Here is an 18337-nt window from a genome sequence, read left to right on the forward strand (position 1 = left end):
CCCCCCCCCCCCCCCCCCCCCCCCCCCCCCCCCCCCCCCCCCCCCCCCCCCCCCCCCCCCCCCCCCCCCCCCGGGTCGCCTCGGGCCTGCCCGAGGCGAAATCTCACCCCTCGAGCCAGTCCAGAATCATCCCCGAGAGTCCATCCGCGGCAACCTCGTGGATCAGATGCCCGCCGTCGATCCGCTTGAGCGTCGCCATCGGCAGGAACCGCGCCGCATCGGCCGAGACATGGGCGGGAACGGCCCGGTCGCCATTGCCCGCGATCAGGAACACCGGCTTGGCGATTCGGGGCAGGGCGCCGATGAGCGGCCCGAGCTCCCATTGCGCCATCATCCGCAGCCCGCCATCGACATGCTCGGGGTTCTGGATCAGAAGCGTGTAGTACGCCTTGCCCGCGGCATCGATCGTGCTGCCCGTCATGTCGAGCAACTGCCCGATTCTTTGCCGAGACGCCACGAAACGTGTCACCAGCGGCGCGATGAAGGGCAGGGCGGCCAGACCCCGCGCCATCATCGGGAAGATCACCCCCGCCACGCCCTCGAAATGATCGAGCGCCGCGTTGATCCCCACCACCCGCTGCACCGGCGTATCCAGCGCCAGTTGCAGCGCGATCGCCCCGCCCGCGGAATGGCCGATCACCGCCGCGGGCATGACGCCCATATGCTGGCAGAGCTTCCAGACATCCTCGGCCATCGGTTTCAGGCCAAAGCGGTGGCGCGCGGTCGAGCGCGAGCAGCCATGTCCCGGCAAATCGGGCACGATCACCCGATACCGCTTGGCCAGCCCCGGGATCATCCGACGGAAACTGTGTCCCGAGGCGCCAAGCCCATGCAACAAAAGCAACACCGGCCCATCCGTCGCAAGATCGGGGGGGCCGGTGTCGATCACCCACCAGTCGATGGGCCCGACCCGGTGCCGCGCCGCCGCCGACCGATAGGGCCAGTTTGCCGGCAGCGCGCGTGGGTCCATGTCTACGCCTCCAGAGCCGCTCCCAGAACGTCGGCCATCTTGTGGGCCGTGGCCCTTGGCAAGGCAATGTAGTGGGCGTCCATGGTGCGGGCAAGATCGACCAGCGCCGGATTGGGCCGCATCGCCGTGTCGATGATTACCGCGGGCATGCCGCAGGCGCGGATCGCGCGGGCGACCTTGGTCGCCTGTTCCCCCGCCAATTCGCGGTTCGCGGTGCCGTCGAGCGCAATGTTGCCGCGCCCGTCGGTCAGCACCGCGATTGTCGGCGTCATGCCGCGTGACCGCGCCTGTTTCGCCGTCACCATCGCCATTTCCAGCCCGCTGGCCAGCGGCGTGCCACCGCCCCCCGGCAGGCCCTGCAGCTGCCGCTTCGTCTGCGTCAGCGAACGCGAGGGCTGCAGCAGCACCTGTGCCGCCGTGCCGCGGAAGGTGATCAGCGACACGTGGTCCCGCGCCGCATAGGCCCGCCCCAGCAGAAGTTCCACCGCGCCCTTGGCTTCGGACAGCCGCGCCACCGCCGCCGAGCCCGAGGCATCGACGGCAAAGATCAGCACGCGGTCGGACATTTCCTTGCGCCGCTTGATGTGGATGTCGGACGATTCGACCAGCAGCACCCGTTCCGTGCCCGCGGGCGCCTGACGCCGCCGCAGACCCTGCCAGGGCGCGGCCGAGCGCAGCGTCGCTACCAGATCGATCTTGGCATCGTCTTCCAGCTTGCCCTTGCGCGCGGGCAGGGGGCGGCCGCGGCGGTTGCCGATCTGCTCTTGCCCGGCGCCCTGACCGCCCGATGCAGCCCGCAACCGGCTGCCCATGTTCAGCGTTTGCAAGATGTTGTCGGGCAGCATCGCGCGAACGGCCTCGACCACGATCTCGGGCGGGATGCCGTCAAGCGGGTCGATCTGATCCTGCTCGTCCTGCTGGTTTTCGCCCTCGTTCTGCTCCGGCGGTTCCGGCGGCGGCGGCGGGGGAGGGGGCGGCGGCGCGTCCTGCAGCGGCAGCGCCCGATGCGCCAGCGTCAGTTCCGCGGCATGCAGCACGTCCTCGGCCTCGACCGTGGTGCGGCCCGCCAGAGCGGTCAGGATCCGCGCCGCGGTCAGTGCCAGCATCGGCGCGCGCAGGCTCGATATGCCCAGCTGCCGACAGCCCTCAACGATCTCGCCCACCCGTTCGGCGGGCATCTTGACCTGCGGCAGCAGGGCGCGGGCGCGTTCGATCTGCGCCGTGTCGGGCAAAAGCCCCGGCCCGTCGAGCGCGCGCACTTCGGAGAGATCGACGAACAGCCCGAGCCGGTCGGCCACCGCATGCGGCAGCGCCTCGTCGGGTTCGGCGGCCTCATCGAGCGCGATCAGCGCGTGCTGGCGCAGATCCAGCGCCTGCGCCAAGCGCGCGCCCAGCTTCGCCGTGCAGCGTTCCGCCATCGGCAGGATGAAGACGCTTGGCCGGTCCAGCAGCCCGCCCTTCAGGACGGGCTTGCCGGAATGCAGCGTCTCGGCCACGTCAAGCCCGCCGTAAAGCGCGCCATCATCCACGTTCGGCGGCAGACGGCGCAGCGCCATCGGGAAGGGCAGCTTGGCCAGCGTGTCGGTGAAGGCGAGCCGGATCGGACCGGCGCGCGAGCGCAGCCACAATCCGCCGACCGCGGCGGGGTCGACCGTCAGCACCGCAAGGGCCGACTTCAGGCGTTCGTGGTCCATGTTACGGCAACGTTTCTTCGACCGTCCGGGCCACGCGGGCCGTCGAGCCAGCTTCATCAAGGGGATCGCGGCGCAGACGGTGCGACAGCGCCATCGTCGCCACCCGCTTCAGGTGATCGCGGCCGACCGCCGTCGCGCCTTCGAGCGCGGCCAAGGCCCGGGCCGAGCGCAGCAGCGTCAACTCGCCCCGCAGCCCGTCCGATCCCAGCGCGATGCACAGCGCGGCGCAATCATAAAGCGCGGTGTTCGGCGCCTCGACCTGCGGCAGACGCGCGCGCGCCTCGAGGATCTGGGCGCGGATGTCCATGTCCTTCGGCCGCCATTCTTCCAGAAACGCTTTCGGATCCGCGTCATAGGTGTCGCGGCGACGGATCACCTCGACCCGGGTCTCGACGTCGCGGGGCGACAGAACCTCGACCGAAAGGCCGAAGCGGTCCAGAAGCTGCGGCCGCAGGTCGCCCTCTTCGGGGTTGCCCGAGCCGACCAGAACGAAGCGGGCGGGGTGACGGATCGAGAGCCCGTCGCGTTCCACCACGTTCTCGCCCGATTGCGCGACGTCCAGAAGCAGGTCGACGATGTGATCTTCCAGAAGGTTGCATTCGTCGATGTAAAGGTAACCGCGGTTGGCCCGGGCGAGCAGGCCCGGTTCAAACGCCTTTTCCCCCTTCGAGATCGCGCGTTCGATGTCGAGCGCGCCGACCACGCGGTCTTCCGAGACCCCGAGCGGCAGATCGACCACCGGGGTCGCCTTGCGGATCACATTGGTCGACAGAACGGTGGCCCAGTCCGGGATCATCTCGACCGAAGGCGAGGAGACCGGGCAGCCCTCGACCGCCTCGATTTCGGGCAAAAGCGCCGCCAACGCCCGCACCGCGGTCGATTTGCCGGTGCCGCGGTCGCCAAAGACCAGAACGCCGCCGATGCCGGGATCGACCGCGGTCAACAGCAGCGCCAGTTTCATGTCTTCCTGACCGACGATGGCCGAAAAGGGAAATACGGGTCTCGTCTTCGCGCCCGAAGCAGAGGGTTGAAGTCGAGCGACGGCGGTAGTCATGCAGTTTCCCTTTCCAAGACTTTGCTGGCGAGCGGGTCCTTGCCCATCCAGCTTCCCTCGGCTCCGAGCAGGCGGAACCGGGCATAGAGTTCTTCGGTGAACCAACCTTCTTCACGCGCAGCGCGGATCGCCTTGCCATGCGGCGTGTCGCCGCGGGCGAAGGCGTTCATCTTTGCCACATCCGGCCAGATCGAGAAAGTCACTTGATGGAACAGCGGAATTTCCCCGATGCCGATCTTGAACATCAGGTTCTGATCGGTGCCCACCTTTTCGGAAATCTTCGGCACATGCGACCAGAAGGCCCCCGCCTTGTGCGGCTTGATCGCAGCGCGGGTCAGCGCGACGACGGGCTCGTCCGGGCGCGGTTCCGTCGGCGTTTCGGGCAGGAACGCGTTCACCCCGCCCCAGGTGCCCCGCGCCGAGAGCGGCTGCAGGTGAAACACCAGCGTTTCCGCGGCATGCGCGCGCCAGCGTTTCCAGACCGGATGGTTCGCCGTCACGTCGCGGGCGTCGGCTTCGGTGTCGAAGGCCGCCATGATCGCCCAGACGCGCCAGTTCGGCTTCGGCGTGAAGCCCTCGCCGGTGCCGGATCCGCACAATTTGTAGAACTTGACCCGCGGCTCGTCGTTCAGGGGGCGGCGGGACAGGATCATCTGGCTGATGACCCAGGGCAGCGAGCTTGTGCCGTCAAAACGGAACAGGCTGAGTGAGGCGACAGGCATCTACGTCCTCCCCTATGATGTGTAACGGGATATTTACATGTCGGACCCTTGTAATGGAAGGCCTCAGACGTTTTGTCGCGAGACAGCGTCGACAGTTGTAAATCGGAATTGACGACCTATCATCCCCGCAATGAAACCTGAAACTACCGAAGAAACCATGTCCAAGAACACAGAAGGTATGGGTCGCGCCGTTGTTATCGGTGCCGGCCTTGGCGGTCTTGCTGCGGCGATGCGGCTGGGCGCAAAAGGTTACAAGGTGACGGTCGTCGATCGTCTTGATCGGCCCGGTGGGCGTGGATCCTCGATCACCAAGGGCGGATATCGATTCGACCTCGGGCCGACCATCGTCACGGTGCCCGATCGCTTGCGCGAGCTTTGGGCCGATTGCGGGCGCGATTTCGACAAGGACGTGAGCCTTGTGCCGATGGAGCCCTTTTACACCATCGATTTCCCCGATGGCGAGAAATACACCGCTTACGGCGATGACGCGAAGGTCAAGGCCGAGGTGGCGCGGATCAGCCCCGGCGATGTCGAGGGCTTCCGCCATTTCATGTGGGACGCGAAGGCCCGCTATGAATTCGGCTATGAAAATCTTGGCCGCAAGCCGATGCAGACGCTGTGGGATCTGATCAAGGTCCTGCCGACCTTCGGCTGGCTGCGCGCCGACCGTTCGGTTTACGGCCATGCCAAGAAGATGGTGAAAGACGACCATCTGCGCTTCGCGCTGTCGTTCCACCCGCTCTTCATCGGCGGCGACCCCTTCCATGTGACGTCGATGTATATCCTCGTCAGCCAGCTCGAGAAGAAATTCGGCGTGCATTACGCGATCGGCGGCGTGCAGGCGATCGCCGATGCGATGGCGAAGGTGATCACCGATCAGGGCGGCGAGATGCGGATGTCGACCGAGGTCGACGAGATCCTGGTCTCGCGCGAGGGCAAGGCCACCGGCATCCGGCTGATGGACGGCAGCGAGCTTCCGGCGCAGGTTGTCGTCTCGAACGCCGATGCGGGCCACACCTACAAGCGGCTTTTGCGCAACCGCGACCGCTGGCGCTGGACCGACGAGAAGCTCGACAAGAAACGCTGGTCGATGGGGCTTTTCGTCTGGTATTTCGGCACCAAGGGCACGGCCAAGATGTGGAAGGATGTGGGCCACCACACCGTCGTCGTCGGGCCGCGCTACAAGGAACATGTGCAGGACATCTTCATCAAGGGCGAGCTGGCCGAGGACATGAGCCTTTATGTCCACCGTCCCTCGGTCACCGATCCGACCGCGGCGCCGAAGGGCGACGACACCTTCTACGTCCTGTCGCCGGTGCCGAACCTTGGCTTCGACAATGGCGTCGACTGGTCGGTCGAGGCCGAGAAATACAAGGCCAAGGTCTTGAAAGTGATCGAAGAACGGCTGCTGCCGGGGGTTGCCGACAAGATCACCGAGGAAGTGGTCTTCACGCCGGAAACCTTCCGCGACCGCTATCTCTCGCCGCTCGGCGCCGGGTTCTCGCTTGAACCGCGGATCCTGCAATCGGCCTGGTTCCGCCCGCACAATGCCTCGGAAGAGGTGGACGGGCTTTATCTGGTCGGCGCGGGCACCCATCCGGGCGCCGGTGTGCCCTCGGTGATCGGCTCGGGGGAACTCGTCGCGCAGATGATCCCGGATGCGCCCAAGCCCGAGACCCCGGCGGAAGCTCCGGCAACGGCTGCGGCGCCCAAGGCCCGGACGCCCCGGGCCAAGGCGGCGCAATGATCTCGACCGAGGATATGGTGGTCTGCCGGGAGCTGATCCGCACCGGCAGCTACTCCTTCCATGCGGCGTCCAAAGTTCTGCCGGCGCGGGTGAGAGACCCCGCGCTGGCGCTTTACGCCTTTTGCCGCGTCGCCGATGACGAAGTCGACGAGGTTGGCGCCCCGCGCGACAAGGCTGCGGCGGTTCTGAAACTTGGCGACCGGCTGGAGGACATCTATGCCGGTCGTCCGCGCAATACGCCGTGCGACCGCGCCTTTGCGGCGGTGGTCGAGGAATTCGAGATGCCGCGGGAACTGCCCGAGGCGCTGCTGGAGGGTCTGGCCTGGGATGCCGAGGGGCGGTGGTATCACTCGCTCTCCGACGTGCAGGCCTATTCGGCGCGGGTTGCGGCCGCCGTCGGCGCGATGATGTGCGTGCTGATGCGGGTGCGCAACCCCGATGCGCTGGCGCGGGCCTGCGATCTGGGTCTGGCGATGCAGATGTCGAACATTGCCCGCGATGTCGGCGAAGATGCGCGCGCCGGGCGGCTGTTCCTGCCGACCGACTGGATGCTCGAAGAGGGGATCGATCCGCAGGCCTTCCTGGCCGATCCGCAGCCCAGCAAGGGCATCCGCCGGGTGACTGAGCGGTTGCTGAACCGCGCCGACAGGCTTTACTGGCGTGCGGCGACCGGCGTGCGGCTTTTGCCCTTCGACTGCCGACCGGGGATCATGGCCGCGGGCAAGATCTATGCCGCGATCGGCGCCGAGGTGGCGAAGGCGAAATACGACAACATCACCCGGCGCGCCCACACGACCAAGGGGTACAAGCTCTGGCTGGTGGCGAATTCCGCAGTGTCGGCGACGGCGGGGTCGATGCTGCCGCTTTCGCCGCGGGTTCATGCCAAGCCCGAGCCCGAGGTGGCGCATCTGGTCGATGCCGCCGCGCATCGCAACCTGCATCCCGAGCGCTCGGAAGTGCTGATTTCGGCGCTGATGGCGCTGAAAGCGCGCGACCGCGGCCTGGCGATGGACTGAGGCCGCGACGGTTAGTCACTGGACGTGTGCGCGCCCCGGGTCCACAACGGGGCGTGTCCACAACCGGAGGCCGACCATGAGCCTGACCCTGTTTGCCGTCTATTTCGTCGCCTGCGCCTGCGCCGGCGCGACCGGAGCGATCTTCAGCCCGGGCGCGTGGTATGACAGCCTGAAGAAACCGACCTGGGTGCCGCCGAATTGGCTGTTTCCCGTCGCCTGGTCCACGCTTTACATCCTGATGTCGATTTCGGCCGCCCGTATTTCCGGGCTGGCTGGCGAAAACGAACTGGCCGTGCTGGGGCTGGCCTTCTGGGCGGTGCAGATCGCGGTCAACACGCTTTGGACGCCGATCTTCTTTGGTCTGCGGCGTCTGGGCGGGGGGATGCTGGTGCTGACGCTGCTCTGGCTGAGCGTCTTTGCCACCTGCGTCCTGTTCTGGAGCGTCGATTGGGTCTCGGGGCTGATGTTCGTGCCCTATGTGATCTGGGTGACGGTGGCCGGGGCGCTGAACTTCAGCGTCTGGCGGCTCAATCCGGGCGAAAAGCCGGTCACGCTCTGACCGGCGGGCCCGACCCCGAGGATTGAAGGCCCCGCCGGCAGCACCGGCGGGGCCTTTTCGTCAGTCCCTGTGTGTCCATCCGGCCCGGCGCGGCACCCGCACCGCCAGCATCGGCTTCAGCACCGGCTGGCGGAACCGCACCAGATCCAGCGCCTCGTGCATCCCCACCGTTTCTTCGCCGTCGATCGTCGTGCGCATCAGCGCGCGGGAATAGAACGGCGCCTCCAGCAGGGAATGGACCCCCGCCGGATGCGCGCCCGGATCGCAGCGGGTTTCGCGCCGCACGAACCAGGGCGTGCGCTTCATCTTCACCAAGGGCGGCGGGGTGTCGATCTCGCAGACCGAGCCATCCGGGTTGATCTGCACCGCCAGGGCGACCTTGGTCCGGTCGAGCCGCGTCGCATCATAGAAACAGACTGTCCGATCCTTGAGCGGGAACCGCCCCCAGGTCCAGAACGAGAAATCCTCCTCGAGTGCGCGGGTGCCGAAATTCGCGTCGAAATAGCCATGCCCGGTCCATTTGTGCCCCGGCGCCAGATCGACCTCGACATCGGCGATGGGGGCAAAGGGCCGCCAGGTGTGGCCCGCATCGGGGGTCAGCCGCACCTCGACCCCCGTCACCGCGCGCGGCGTCAGCACGACCCGGCCCTTGAGCTTGCCCAGCTTCGGCAGCGCGCCCCATTCATCGACGTCGATCACCAGCTCCTTGCCGGTCCAGGTCAGCTTCGAGGGTCCGACCTGAAAGCTGTCGCGCGACTGCCGCAGCGCAGACCGCCCGCGGTCGGTCATCGTGAAACGCCCGTCGGTGCCGGTCGTCACCATGTTGATGCAGCAGTGATTTTGCGGCTCGCGTCGGCCCGACCAGCGATACCACGGGCTGAAGACCGAGCCGATGAAGGCGATCATCGAAAACGCCTTTTCGCCGTCGTCGGAGATGCCGTCGCAATACCACCAGGCGTAGCCGTTCGGCCCTACTTCGCGGCGGAAATCCGGTCCGCCAGCAAGGCCCGTGCTGCATGCGTCCCGGAAGTCAGCGCCATGGGCACCCCGGCACCCGGGTGCGTTCCCCCACCCGCCAGATAAAGCCCCTTGAGCCCCGTCCGCGCCAGAGGCCGCCGGAACGTCGCCAGCGTCCCCTCCGGCGAGCCGCCGTAGATCGCCCCCAGCGAGCCCGGGAACCGCCGCGACAGAAGCGCCGGTGTCGTCAGCGCCCGGGTTTCCGGATCCGGGCTGAAGGTCAGTCCCATCGCGGCGAGCATCGGGAAGGTGCGTGCCCTGCATTGTGCCTCCTCCTGAGGAAAGGGTTGATGGCCTGCGGGGCCGTTCATGATGATCTCGAAACGTTCGATCTCGGGCACCGGGGCCTGCATCTCGCGGTCCTGTGCACAGATATAGAGCGTGGGCTCCTCGGGCATCTCGCCCGCGCCGATCGGCCCGAATTCCAGCTCCGGATCGGCGGTGAAAAAGACGTTGTGATGCGCCAGATCGACACCCCGCGGCGTCGCGCCGAAGGCCCAGACCCAGGCCGAAAGACTGGGCGCGGGGCGGGCGGTCTTTTCCATCGAGGCGCGGGCGGCATCGCCCAGAAGCCCGTCGCGCAGCGCGCCCGGATCGCCGTTGAAGATGCAGGCGCCGCAGGGGATCGAGGCGCCGGTCTCGATCTCGACCGCGGTCACCCGGCCTTCCTTGCGCACGATGCGCTTGGCCTTGGCGCCGTAGTGAAAGCGCACGCCCTTCGCCTCGGCCACCCGGGCCAGCGCGGCGGCGACGCCATGCATCCCCTCGCGGATCGCCCAGACGCCCTGAACCTCGGCCTGCCAGATCAGCGAGAGCACCGCGGGCGTCGCCCCCGGACGGCCGCCGACATAGGTGGCGTAGCGGCCGAACAGCTGCGCCAGCCGCGGATCCTTGAAGTGATGCGCCAGCAGATCGCGCATCGTCAGCCCGGGCCGCAGCGCGGGCCAAAGCGGCGGATGCGTCGCCGTCGCGGCGGCGATTCGCAGCAGATCCGGCTTCGGCGCCGCGATCACCGAGCGGTGGAAGGCGTCCCAGAGCCCCGCCGAGAGGTGGTCGAAGCGGCGGAATGCCGCAGCCTCCTTGTCGCCCGCAAAGGCGCGGATCGCCTCGATATTGGCCTCGGTGTCGGTGAACAGGTCGAGCGAGGCGCCGTCGGGCCAGAAATGCCGGGCGAGTCGGGGCAGGGGGATCAGCGTCAGATGTTCGTCGGTGCGGGTGCCGCAGGCGGCGAAAAGCGCGTCCAGAACGTGCCGCATCGTCAAGACCGTGGGCCCCGTATCCGCAGGCCCGCCGGGGGTTGCAACCGCCCTTGCCTTGCCACCCGGAGCATCGCCCGCCTCAACAACCGTGACCCGCAGGCCCGCCGCCGCCGCACCGATGGCGGCCGCAAGGCCCCCCATTCCGGCGCCGATCACCACGACGTCCGTTTCACTCCGCATCGCTCGCTCCCGCACGCACCGCCGTCCGCACCCCTCGGGGAGTGCAATTTTGTCCCATATTCTTGGGTGTAAGTTTCAGTTTACACAGGTAGGTGCGAATGCCAATGTGCGTCGTGACGCAGCGGAGGGCTCTGTCATGTCTCTGGATAAACGTATCGAGTCGGCGCTGGTCAAGGCGCTGTCGCCCGAAGCTTTGGGCGAATCTCCGCCGTTGCTTGCCTCTGCGCTGCCTTACGGGGTGTTTCCCGGCGGCGCGCGGATCCGGCCGACGATCCTTGTGTCGGTCGCGCTGGCCTGTGGCGACGATTGCCCGGCCATCACCGATGCCGCGGCCGTGGCGCTGGAGCTGATGCACTGCGCAAGCCTCGTGCATGATGATCTGCCCGCTTTCGACAATGCCGACATCCGGCGCGGCAAGGCCTCGCTGCACAAGGCCTATAACGAGCCGCTGGCGGTTCTGGCGGGCGACAGCCTGCTGATCCGCGGCTTCGAGGTTCTGGCCGATGTCGGCCCTGTGAACCCGGACCGGGCGCTGAAACTGATCTCGAAACTCGGTCAGCTCTCGGGCGCGCGCGGCGGGATCTGCGCCGGTCAGGCCTGGGAAAGCGAATCCAAGGTCGATCTGGCCGCCTATCATCAGGCGAAGACCGGGGCGCTGTTCATTGCCGCGACCCAGATGGGGGCGATCGCGGCGGGCTATGACGCCGATCCCTGGTTCGATCTGGGGATGCGGATCGGCTCCGCCTTCCAGATCGCCGATGACCTGAAAGATGCGCTGATGTCGGCCGAGGCGATGGGCAAGCCCGCCGGGCAGGATATCGCGAACGAACGCCCGAATGCGGTCAAGACGATGGGGATCGAGGGCGCCCGCAAGCACCTGCAGGATGTGCTGGCCGGGGCGATCGCCTCGATCCCGTCTTGCCCCGGTGAGGCGACGCTGGCGCAGATGGTGCAGCTTTATGCCCACAAGATCATGGATATCCCGGCCAGCGCCGAGAGGGGCTGATCGTGCCGAAGGACGACCACAAGGGCGCGATGGACGACCGGACCTCGGCGCCGACGGGAACGGGAAAGCAGCCGCAGGTTCCGGGGCAGCCCGGGGTTCTGCCGGTGCAGCCGGGGCGGGTCAACTTCTTCACCCGCATCGCGCTGTCGCAGCGGCTGCACGAGATCTTCGAGCGCGTGCCGCTGATGCGGCGCGTCACCCGGCGCGAGGGCGAGGCGTTGTTCGACATCGTCTCGGGCTTCGTGCAAAGCCAGGTTCTGCTGGCGATCGTCGAATTCCGGGTGCTGCACATTCTGGCCGGGGCGTCCTGGCCCTTGCCGCAATTGGCCGAGCGCACCGGCCTGCCCGAGGACCGGCTCGCCGTGCTGATGCAGGCCGCCGCCGCGCTGAAGCTGGTGAAATTCCGTCGCGGGCTCTGGCAACTCGCGCCGCGCGGCGCCGCCTTCATCACCGTGCCGGGGCTCGAGGCGATGGTGCGCCATCACCCGGTTCTGTACCGCGATCTGGCCGATCCGGTGGCGTTTCTGAAGGGCGACATCGAACCCGAGCTGGCGGGCTTCTGGCCCTATGTCTTCGGGCCTTTGGCGCAGGAAGACGCGGGTCTGGCCGAGCGCTATTCGCAGCTGATGGCTGACAGCCAGCGCGTCGTCGCCGATGACACGCTGCGGCTTGTCGATCTGCGCGATGCCAAGCGGGTGATGGATGTGGGCGGCGGCACCGGGGCCTTCCTGCGCTCGGTCGCCAAGCATTACCCCGAGCTGCCCTTGACGCTGTTCGACCTGCCGCATGTGCTGTCGGTGGCGGACCGCTTCAGCCCGAAGCTTGACTTCGCGCCGGGCAGTTTCCGCGACGATCCGATCCCGCAGGGCGCCGATGTCATCACCTTGGTGCGCGTTCTGTATGACCATCCTGACAGCGTCGTCGAACCGCTTCTGGCCAAGGTGCATGCCGCGCTGCCGCCGGGCGGCCGTCTGATCGTCTCGGAAGCGATGGCGGGGGGCGCAAAACCCGATCGCGCCTGCGATATCTACTTCGCCTTCTACACGATGGCGATGAGTTCGGGGCGCACAAGATCCCCCGAAGAGATCAAGCAAATGCTTGAAAAGGCTGGGTTCTCGAAGGTTTCGAAACCGCGGACCCTGCGCCCCTTCATCACCTCGGTGATCGAGGCGGAACGCGGCTGAACGGGCCGCGTTCGCGCCCCTTCCCGTGTTCGAGGGGCAGAAAGTCGCACATCCGTCTGTCGCAAAAGTGTCTAATCAAATTGACAGTCGGGCGTGTAAGTTCAATGATACACACAGGCGTGATCAGCCCGACTCTCCGGCCCGATCATACCGGGAGCAAGAAATGGAAACGCAAGTCGTCATAATGTCCGGGCCCAAGGCCATCTCGACGGGCATCGCCGGTCTGACCGACCCCGGGCCGGGGGATCTCGTCGTAGACATCGCCTATTCCGGCATTTCGACTGGCACCGAGAAATTGTTCTGGCTCGGCACCATGCCACCCTTCCCGGGCATGGGATACCCGCTTGTTCCCGGCTACGAAAGCTTCGGAGAGGTCGTTCAAGCCGCCCCCGACACCGGCTTCCGACCGGGCGATCACGTCTTCGTTCCCGGCGCAAACTGCTTTACCGGCGGCGTGCGCGGGCTGTTCGGCGGGGCGTCGAAGCGCCTTGTCACGGCCGCGTCGCGGGTCTGCCGCCTCGATGCCGGGATCGGCGCCGAGGGGGCGCTGCTGGCCCTTGCCGCGACGGCGCGGCATGCGCTGGCCGGTTTCGACAATGCGCTGCCCGATCTGATCGTGGGCCATGGCACCCTCGGGCGCCTTCTGGCCCGTCTGACCATCGCCGCCGGGGGCAAGCCGCCGATGGTCTGGGAAACCAATCCTGCCCGTCGCTCGGGCGCGGTCGGCTACGAGGTTCTGGACCCCGAGGCCGATCCCCGGCGCGACTACAAGGCCATCTATGACGCCTCGGGCGCGCCCGGTCTGATCGACCAGCTCGTCGGGCGTCTGGGCAAGGGCGGGGAACTGGTGCTGTGCGGCTTCTATACGGTGCCGGTCAGCTTCGCCTTCGTTCCCGCCTTCATGAAGGAAATGCGCCTGCGCATCGCCGCCGAATGGCAGCCTGCGGATCTCTCCGCGACGCGCGCGCTGATCGAAAGCGGGGCGCTCTCGCTCGATGGTCTCATCACCCACCGTCGCCCCGCGGCGGAAGCGGCCGAGGCCTATCAGACCGCTTTCGAAAACCCCGACTGCCTGAAGATGATCCTTGACTGGAAAGATGCAAAATAATGACTGACGCACCCAACCTGAAGGGATTTGACGCCCGTCTGCGGGAAGAAGCCGCAGAAGAGCCCACGCTCGAAATCCCCGAGCAGCCGCCGACCAAGAAGACGCAGATCATCGCGATCTACGGCAAGGGCGGTTCGGGCAAGTCCTTCACCCTGGCCAACCTGTCCCACATGATGGCCGAAATGGGCAAGCGCGTGCTGCTGATCGGCTGTGATCCGAAATCGGACACCACCTCGCTTTTGTTTGGCGGCAAGAACTGCCCGACGATCATCGAGACCGCGACGAAGAAAAAGCTCGCGGGCGAGGAAGTGAAAGTCGGCGACGTCTGCTTCAAGTCGGGCGGCGTCTTCGCGATGGAGCTGGGCGGGCCGGAAGTCGGTCGCGGCTGCGGCGGGCGCGGCATCATCCACGGCTTCGAGCTTCTGGAAAAGCTTGGCTTCCACGACTGGGATTTCGACTTCGTCCTGCTTGATTTCCTGGGCGACGTGGTCTGCGGCGGCTTCGGCCTGCCGATCGCCCGCGACATGGCGCAAAAGGTGATCGTGATCGGCTCGAACGACCTGCAGTCGCTTTACGTGGCAAACAACGTCTGCAACGCGGTCGAATATTTCCGCAAGCTCGGCGGCAATGTCGGCGTGGCGGGGATCGTGATCAACAAGGATGACGGCACCGGCGAGGCGCAAGCTTTCGCCCGCGAAGTCGGCATTCCGATCCTGGCCGCGATCCCGGCCGATGAAGAGCTGCGCCGCAAATCGGCCGCCTATCAGATCGTCGGCACCCATGCGACGCCCTGGGGCAAGCTGTTCGAGGAACTGGCGGGCAATGTCGCCGATGCGCCGCCCTTGCGGCCGCGCCCGCTCTCGCCCGATGCGTTGCTGGGCCTGTTCGAGACCGACGAGGAAACCCGCGTCGTCGAGCTGGTCCCCGCGACCGACGAAGACCTGCGGGGCTCGAATGCCGCGCCGAAGAAATCTCTGGAAGTGATCTACGACGATGTCTGACCGCACTGCCGCTGAAGTCCGGGCCGCTTGCGTGGAGGGCCGGGCATGACCGATCTTCCTCAAGCCGAAGGCGGCTGTGGCGCGGGCAACGAACGTCTGGCCGCGCAGGCCGCCGCCGCGGGCAATGCCGAGCTGATGGCGCGTTTCAAGGCCGATTATCCGGTCGGTCCGCATGACAAGCCGCAAACCATGTGTCCGGCCTTTGGCGCGCTGCGCGTCGGGCTGCGGATGCGCCGGGTGGCCACGGTGCTGTGTGGCTCGGCCTGCTGCGTCTATGGGCTCTCGTTCATCTCGCATTTCTACGGCGCGCGCCGCTCGGTGGGCTATGTGCCCTTCGACAGCGAAACGCTGGTGACGGGCAAGCTGTTCGAAGACGTCCGCGCCGCGGTGCATGATCTGGCCGACCCCGCGCGCTATGACGCCATCGTCGTGATCAACCTCTGCGTGCCCACCGCGTCTGGCGTGCCGCTGCAGCTTTTGCCGAACGAAATCAACGGTGTCCGCGTCGTCGGCATCGATGTTCCGGGCTTCGGCGTGCCGACCCATGCCGAGGCGAAAGACGTGCTTTCGGGCGCGATGCTGAACTATGCCCGGCAAGAGGTCATGGCGGGGCCGGTGCCTGCGCCGATCTCGGGCCGGTCCGACCGTCCGACGGTGACGCTGCTGGGCGAGATGTTCCCGGCCGATCCGATGGTGATCGGGGCGATGCTGGCGCCGATGGGGCTGGCGGTCGGTCCGACCGTGCCGATGCGCGACTGGCGCGAGCTTTACGCCGCGCTCGACAGCAAGGTGATCGCCGCCATCCATCCGTTCTACACCGCCGCGATCCGGCAGTTCGAAACCGCAGGCCGCGCCATCGTCGGCTCGGCCCCGGTCGGCCATGACGGCACGATGGAATGGCTGGCCAATATCGGCCGCGCCTATGACGTTTCGGCTGACAAGATCGCCGCCGCGCAGAATGCCTTTGGTCCCGCGATCAAGGGCGCGATTGCCGGGGCGCCGATCAAGGGGCGGATCACCGTCTCGGGCTATGAGGGCTCGGAGCTGCTGGTGGCCCGCTTGCTGATCGAATCCGGCGCCGAGGTGCCCTATGTCGGCACCGCCGCCCCCCGCACGCCCTGGAGCGCCTGGGACAAGGAGTGGCTCGAGGAGCGCGGCGTGGTGGTGAAATACCGCGCCAGCCTGGAAGACGATTGCGCCGCGATGGAAGGGTTTGAACCCGATCTGGCGATCGGCACGACGCCCTTGGTGCAAAAGGCGAAAGCCTTGGGCATTCCCGCGCTTTACTTCACCAACCTGATCTCGGCCCGGCCGCTGATGGGGCCTGCGGGCGCCGGATCGCTGGCGCAGGTGATGAATGCGGCGATGGGCAACCGCGAGCGCATGGGCAAGATGAAAGCCTTTTTCGAGGGCGTGGGCGAGGGCGACACCGCCGGGATCTGGCAGGAGACGCCGAAGCTTTACCCCGACTTCCGCGAACAACAGCGCAAGAAGATGGAAAAAGCCGCGAAACTGGCCAAAGCCGAGGAGATGATCTGATGTTTCTCCTCGATCACGACAGGGCAGGGGGCTATTGGGGCGCGGTTTACACCTTTTGCGCCGTCAAGGGGCTGCAGGTGGTCATCGACGGTCCGGTGGGCTGCGAAAACCTGCCGGTGACCTCGGTCCTGCACTACACCGACGGGCTGCCGCCGCATGAATTGCCGATCGTCGTCACCGGGCTGGGCGAGGCCGAGCTGGGCCGCGAGGGCACCGAGGGCGCGATGAGCCGGGCGTGGAAGACGCTCGATCCGCTTCTGCCCTCGGTCGTCGTCACCGGCTCGATTGCCGAGATGATCGGCGGCGGCGTGACGCCGCAGGGCACGAACCTGCAACGCTTCCTTGCCCGCACCATCGACGAGGACCAGTGGCAATGCGCCGACCGCGCGATGACCTGGCTTTTCACCGAATACGGCATGACCAAAGGCCGGATGCCGGGCGAGCGTTTGCGGCCCGAAGGGGCGAAGCCGCGGGTCAACATCCTGGGGCCGATGTATGGCGCCTTCAACATGGCCTCGGACCTGCACGAGATTCGCCGTCTGGTTGAGGGAATCGGGGCCGAGGTGAACATGGTGTTCCCCCTTGGCACCCACCTGAGCGAGGTCCGCCACCTGGTGAATGCCGATGTGAACGTGGTCATGTACCGCGAATTCGGCCGGAACCTGGCAGAGATTCTCGGCAAGCCCTATCTGCAGGCGCCGATCGGGCTTGAGAGCACGACGAAGTTCCTGCGCCGCCTTGGCGAGCTGCTGGGTCTTGACCCCGAGCCCTTCATCGAGCGCGAAAAACATGCAACTTTGAAGCCCTTGTGGGATCTGTGGCGATCTGTCACGCAAGACTTCTTCGCGACGGCCAGCTTCGGAATCGTCGCCACCGAGACCTATGCCCGCGGCATAAAAGCCTATCTCGAGGGCGATCTGGGCCTGCCCTGCGCCTTTGCGGTGGCCCGAAAGGCCGGAGAGAAGACGAAAAGCGACGAAGTTCGCGGTTTGATCCGCCAAACTCGCCCTCTGGTGGTGTTCGGATCGATCAACGAGAAGATTTATCTGGCCGAAACCAAGGGCGGTCACGGCCCTGCGGCCTCGTTCGTGCCCGCCTCGTTCCCCGGCGCGGCGATCCGCCGCGCGACGGGCACCCCCTTCATGGGTTACATGGGTAGCGTCTACCTGCTGCAAGAAATCTGTAACGGATTGTTCGACGCGCTGTTCAATATCCTGCCGCTCGCTTCCGAAATGGACAGCGCCGCGGCAACACCGGCAACCTTGCGTCGTGACATGCCCTGGGATGCGGATGCGCAGGCGGCTCTGGATCGGATCGTGTCGCAGCATCCGATCCTGACAAGGATTTCGGCGGCCAAGTCGCTGCGTGACGCGGCCGAGAAGGCAGCCCTCGATCAGGGGGCAGAGAGAGTGGTTCTTGAAATGGTCGAAGCCCTGGGCGACGCGACCATGGATCGGAAGGGGGGGAACTGAAATGCAAAGCCAGCGTCTTCGCGCTCATGGGGTCCAACATGTCGACCGTGTGCCGCGTCCCGAGTTCGCGCTTTACTTTTCGCTGATCCTGATCGTCGCGGTGCCCTTCGCGCTGGTCGGCTGGGTCATGGCCCTGGTGCGGGAACGCCGCATCCCCGAGTGCGGGCCCTTCGCCCGCGCCTGGCGCGAGGCGGGCGAGATCACGCCCGAGATTTTCCGGCCCTGAGCCGGATACGGAATTCCGGCGGGGGCCATAGCCCCGCCGGTCGAAGTTCTCCACGGGCGGGATGAGCCCCTCGTGGTGGAAATGCGGGATGGCAGGTGCCATTTCGTTTGCCCAGCCGCAGGGAATGCGGCGTCAGTCTGCCAATCCGGAGGTTGTTATGGCTGATAAGAACGACCTGAGCTTCACAGGTCTTACCGACGAGCAAGCGCAAGAACTGCATGCCGTCTACATGAGCGGGCTGTCGGCGTTCATCGCCGTCGCGGTGCTCGCCCATCTGGCGGTCATGATCTGGCGTCCGTGGTTCTGAGGAGAAACTGAAAATGTCCAAGTTCTACAAAATCTGGCTCGTTTTCGACCCCCGTCGCGTGTTCGTGGCTCAGGGCGTGTTCCTGTTCCTGCTCGCGGTGCTGATCCACCTGATCCTGCTCTCGACCCCCGCTTTCAACTGGCTGACCGTTGCCACCGCCAAGCATGGCTACGTGGCTGCTGCCCAGTAAGCGTTACTGAGCGTTGCGGGCGGGGCGAGAGTCTCGCCCCGCCCGCGACCAAACCGCAAGACGCAACCCATCGGCACGATCTGAGG

The 18337-nt window shown here is 66.5% G+C and carries 18 protein-coding genes; 12 read left to right on the forward strand and 6 right to left on the reverse strand.

Annotation, left to right across the window (positions count from 1 at the left end):
- Positions 1–103: 103 nt before the first annotated feature.
- The 4 genes from bchO to crtA are packed head-to-tail and all read right to left on the reverse strand — an operon-like array spanning position 104 to position 4440.
- Positions 104–970, reverse strand: coding sequence for an alpha/beta fold hydrolase BchO (bchO, locus tag FBT96_RS09735; protein WP_136906134.1), 867 nt, complete (start codon positions 968–970; stop codon positions 104–106).
- Between the two features lie 2 nt (positions 971–972).
- The gene (locus FBT96_RS09740) at positions 973–2664 is read right to left on the reverse strand and encodes a magnesium chelatase subunit D (RefSeq protein ID WP_136906136.1); all 1692 of its coding nucleotides are present in this window, start codon (positions 2662–2664) and stop codon (positions 973–975) included.
- Position 2665: 1 nt separating this feature from the next.
- Entirely contained in the window at positions 2666–3718 is a 1053-nt protein-coding gene (gene bchI, locus FBT96_RS09745) for a magnesium chelatase ATPase subunit I (protein WP_136906138.1), read from the reverse strand.
- On the reverse strand, positions 3715–4440 hold the full coding sequence (crtA, locus tag FBT96_RS09750) for a spheroidene monooxygenase (RefSeq protein WP_136906140.1): 726 nt from the start codon (positions 4438–4440) through the stop codon (positions 3715–3717). The genes bchI and crtA overlap by 4 nt, the downstream gene beginning before the upstream one ends.
- Positions 4441–4597: 157 nt before the next feature.
- Here crtA and FBT96_RS09755 point away from each other — a divergent pair, with 157 nt between their 5' ends.
- The 3 genes from FBT96_RS09755 (at position 4598) to tspO (ending at position 7762) form a co-directional block, all read left to right on the forward strand.
- Positions 4598–6187: a phytoene desaturase gene (locus FBT96_RS09755; protein WP_136906142.1), complete on the forward strand. Its 1590-nt coding sequence runs from the start codon at positions 4598–4600 to the stop codon at positions 6185–6187.
- Entirely contained in the window at positions 6184–7203 is a 1020-nt protein-coding gene (crtB, locus tag FBT96_RS09760) for a 15-cis-phytoene synthase (RefSeq protein ID WP_136906144.1), read from the forward strand. Before FBT96_RS09755 ends, crtB begins: the two co-directional genes overlap by 4 nt.
- Before the next feature lie 76 nt (positions 7204–7279).
- Positions 7280–7762 carry a tryptophan-rich sensory protein TspO gene (tspO, locus tag FBT96_RS09765; protein ID WP_136906146.1) on the forward strand — a complete coding sequence of 161 codons (483 nt, stop codon included), beginning with the start codon at positions 7280–7282 and terminating at the stop codon, positions 7760–7762.
- A 60-nt stretch (positions 7763–7822) separates the two neighbouring features.
- On the opposite strand, the gene crtC is transcribed toward tspO, so the two are convergent.
- Complete coding sequence (gene crtC, locus FBT96_RS09770) at positions 7823–8668, reverse strand: carotenoid 1,2-hydratase (protein ID WP_136906149.1); 846 nt, start codon at positions 8666–8668, stop codon at positions 7823–7825.
- A 65-nt stretch (positions 8669–8733) separates the two neighbouring features.
- Entirely contained in the window at positions 8734–10218 is a 1485-nt protein-coding gene (crtD, locus tag FBT96_RS09775; protein WP_136906151.1) for a 1-hydroxycarotenoid 3,4-desaturase CrtD, read from the reverse strand.
- A gap of 136 nt (positions 10219–10354) precedes the next feature.
- Here crtD and FBT96_RS09780 point away from each other — a divergent pair, with 136 nt between their 5' ends.
- The 9 genes from FBT96_RS09780 to pufA all read left to right on the forward strand — a co-directional run bounded on the left by FBT96_RS09780 (position 10355) and on the right by pufA (position 18251).
- Positions 10355–11224: a polyprenyl synthetase family protein gene (locus FBT96_RS09780; RefSeq protein WP_136906153.1), complete on the forward strand. Its 870-nt coding sequence runs from the start codon at positions 10355–10357 to the stop codon at positions 11222–11224.
- A 2-nt stretch (positions 11225–11226) separates the two neighbouring features.
- The gene (locus FBT96_RS09785; protein ID WP_136906155.1) at positions 11227–12408 is read left to right on the forward strand and encodes a methyltransferase; all 1182 of its coding nucleotides are present in this window, start codon (positions 11227–11229) and stop codon (positions 12406–12408) included.
- A 163-nt stretch (positions 12409–12571) separates the two neighbouring features.
- Positions 12572–13516 (forward strand): chlorophyll synthesis pathway protein BchC, encoded by a 945-nt coding sequence (gene bchC / locus FBT96_RS09790; protein WP_136906157.1) that lies wholly within the window; start codon positions 12572–12574, stop codon positions 13514–13516.
- Positions 13516–14517: a chlorophyllide a reductase iron protein subunit X gene (locus FBT96_RS09795; protein ID WP_055209566.1), complete on the forward strand. Its 1002-nt coding sequence runs from the start codon at positions 13516–13518 to the stop codon at positions 14515–14517. The genes bchC and FBT96_RS09795 overlap by 1 nt, the downstream gene beginning before the upstream one ends.
- 45 nt (positions 14518–14562) lie before the next feature.
- On the forward strand, positions 14563–16056 hold the full coding sequence (gene bchY / locus FBT96_RS09800; protein ID WP_136906159.1) for a chlorophyllide a reductase subunit Y: 1494 nt from the start codon (positions 14563–14565) through the stop codon (positions 16054–16056).
- Positions 16056–17528, forward strand: coding sequence for a chlorophyllide a reductase subunit Z (gene bchZ / locus FBT96_RS09805; RefSeq protein WP_136906161.1), 1473 nt, complete (start codon positions 16056–16058; stop codon positions 17526–17528). The genes bchY and bchZ overlap by 1 nt, the downstream gene beginning before the upstream one ends.
- Position 17529: 1 nt before the next feature.
- A complete protein-coding gene (locus tag FBT96_RS09810; RefSeq protein ID WP_013066434.1) occupies positions 17530–17754 on the forward strand; it encodes a protein pufQ in 225 nt (74 codons plus the stop codon).
- Between the two features lie 157 nt (positions 17755–17911).
- A complete protein-coding gene (gene pufB / locus FBT96_RS09815) occupies positions 17912–18061 on the forward strand; it encodes a light-harvesting antenna LH1, beta subunit (protein WP_013066435.1) in 150 nt (49 codons plus the stop codon).
- 13 nt (positions 18062–18074) lie between these two features.
- Complete coding sequence (gene pufA, locus FBT96_RS09820) at positions 18075–18251, forward strand: light-harvesting antenna LH1, alpha subunit (protein WP_013066436.1); 177 nt, start codon at positions 18075–18077, stop codon at positions 18249–18251.
- Positions 18252–18337: the final 86 nt, after the last annotated feature.

Source organism: Rhodobacter capsulatus (genome assembly GCF_005144475.1).
Taxonomy (GTDB): Bacteria; Pseudomonadota; Alphaproteobacteria; order Rhodobacterales; family Rhodobacteraceae; genus Rhodobacter; species Rhodobacter capsulatus_C.

Excerpts from the sequence above, each read along its gene's own strand:
- bchO (WP_136906134.1), bottom strand. The coding sequence starts at position 970 with ATGGACCCACGCGCGCTGCCGGCAAACTGGCCCTATCGGTCGGCGGCG.
- FBT96_RS09740 (WP_136906136.1), bottom strand. The coding sequence starts at position 2,664 with ATGGACCACGAACGCCTGAAGTCGGCCCTTGCGGTGCTGACGGTCGAC.
- bchI (WP_136906138.1), bottom strand. The coding sequence starts at position 3,718 with ATGACTACCGCCGTCGCTCGACTTCAACCCTCTGCTTCGGGCGCGAAG.
- crtA (WP_136906140.1), bottom strand. The coding sequence starts at position 4,440 with ATGCCTGTCGCCTCACTCAGCCTGTTCCGTTTTGACGGCACAAGCTCG.
- FBT96_RS09755 (WP_136906142.1), top strand. The coding sequence starts at position 4,598 with ATGTCCAAGAACACAGAAGGTATGGGTCGCGCCGTTGTTATCGGTGCC.
- crtB (WP_136906144.1), top strand. The coding sequence starts at position 6,184 with ATGATCTCGACCGAGGATATGGTGGTCTGCCGGGAGCTGATCCGCACC.
- tspO (WP_136906146.1), top strand. The coding sequence starts at position 7,280 with ATGAGCCTGACCCTGTTTGCCGTCTATTTCGTCGCCTGCGCCTGCGCC.
- crtC (WP_136906149.1), bottom strand. The coding sequence starts at position 8,668 with ATGATCGCCTTCATCGGCTCGGTCTTCAGCCCGTGGTATCGCTGGTCG.
- crtD (WP_136906151.1), bottom strand. The coding sequence starts at position 10,218 with ATGCGGAGTGAAACGGACGTCGTGGTGATCGGCGCCGGAATGGGGGGC.
- FBT96_RS09780 (WP_136906153.1), top strand. The coding sequence starts at position 10,355 with ATGTCTCTGGATAAACGTATCGAGTCGGCGCTGGTCAAGGCGCTGTCG.
- bchC (WP_136906157.1), top strand. The coding sequence starts at position 12,572 with ATGGAAACGCAAGTCGTCATAATGTCCGGGCCCAAGGCCATCTCGACG.
- FBT96_RS09795 (WP_055209566.1), top strand. The coding sequence starts at position 13,516 with ATGACTGACGCACCCAACCTGAAGGGATTTGACGCCCGTCTGCGGGAA.
- bchY (WP_136906159.1), top strand. The coding sequence starts at position 14,563 with ATGACCGATCTTCCTCAAGCCGAAGGCGGCTGTGGCGCGGGCAACGAA.
- bchZ (WP_136906161.1), top strand. The coding sequence starts at position 16,056 with ATGTTTCTCCTCGATCACGACAGGGCAGGGGGCTATTGGGGCGCGGTT.
- FBT96_RS09810 (WP_013066434.1), top strand. The coding sequence starts at position 17,530 with ATGCAAAGCCAGCGTCTTCGCGCTCATGGGGTCCAACATGTCGACCGT.
- pufB (WP_013066435.1), top strand. The coding sequence starts at position 17,912 with ATGGCTGATAAGAACGACCTGAGCTTCACAGGTCTTACCGACGAGCAA.
- pufA (WP_013066436.1), top strand. The coding sequence starts at position 18,075 with ATGTCCAAGTTCTACAAAATCTGGCTCGTTTTCGACCCCCGTCGCGTG.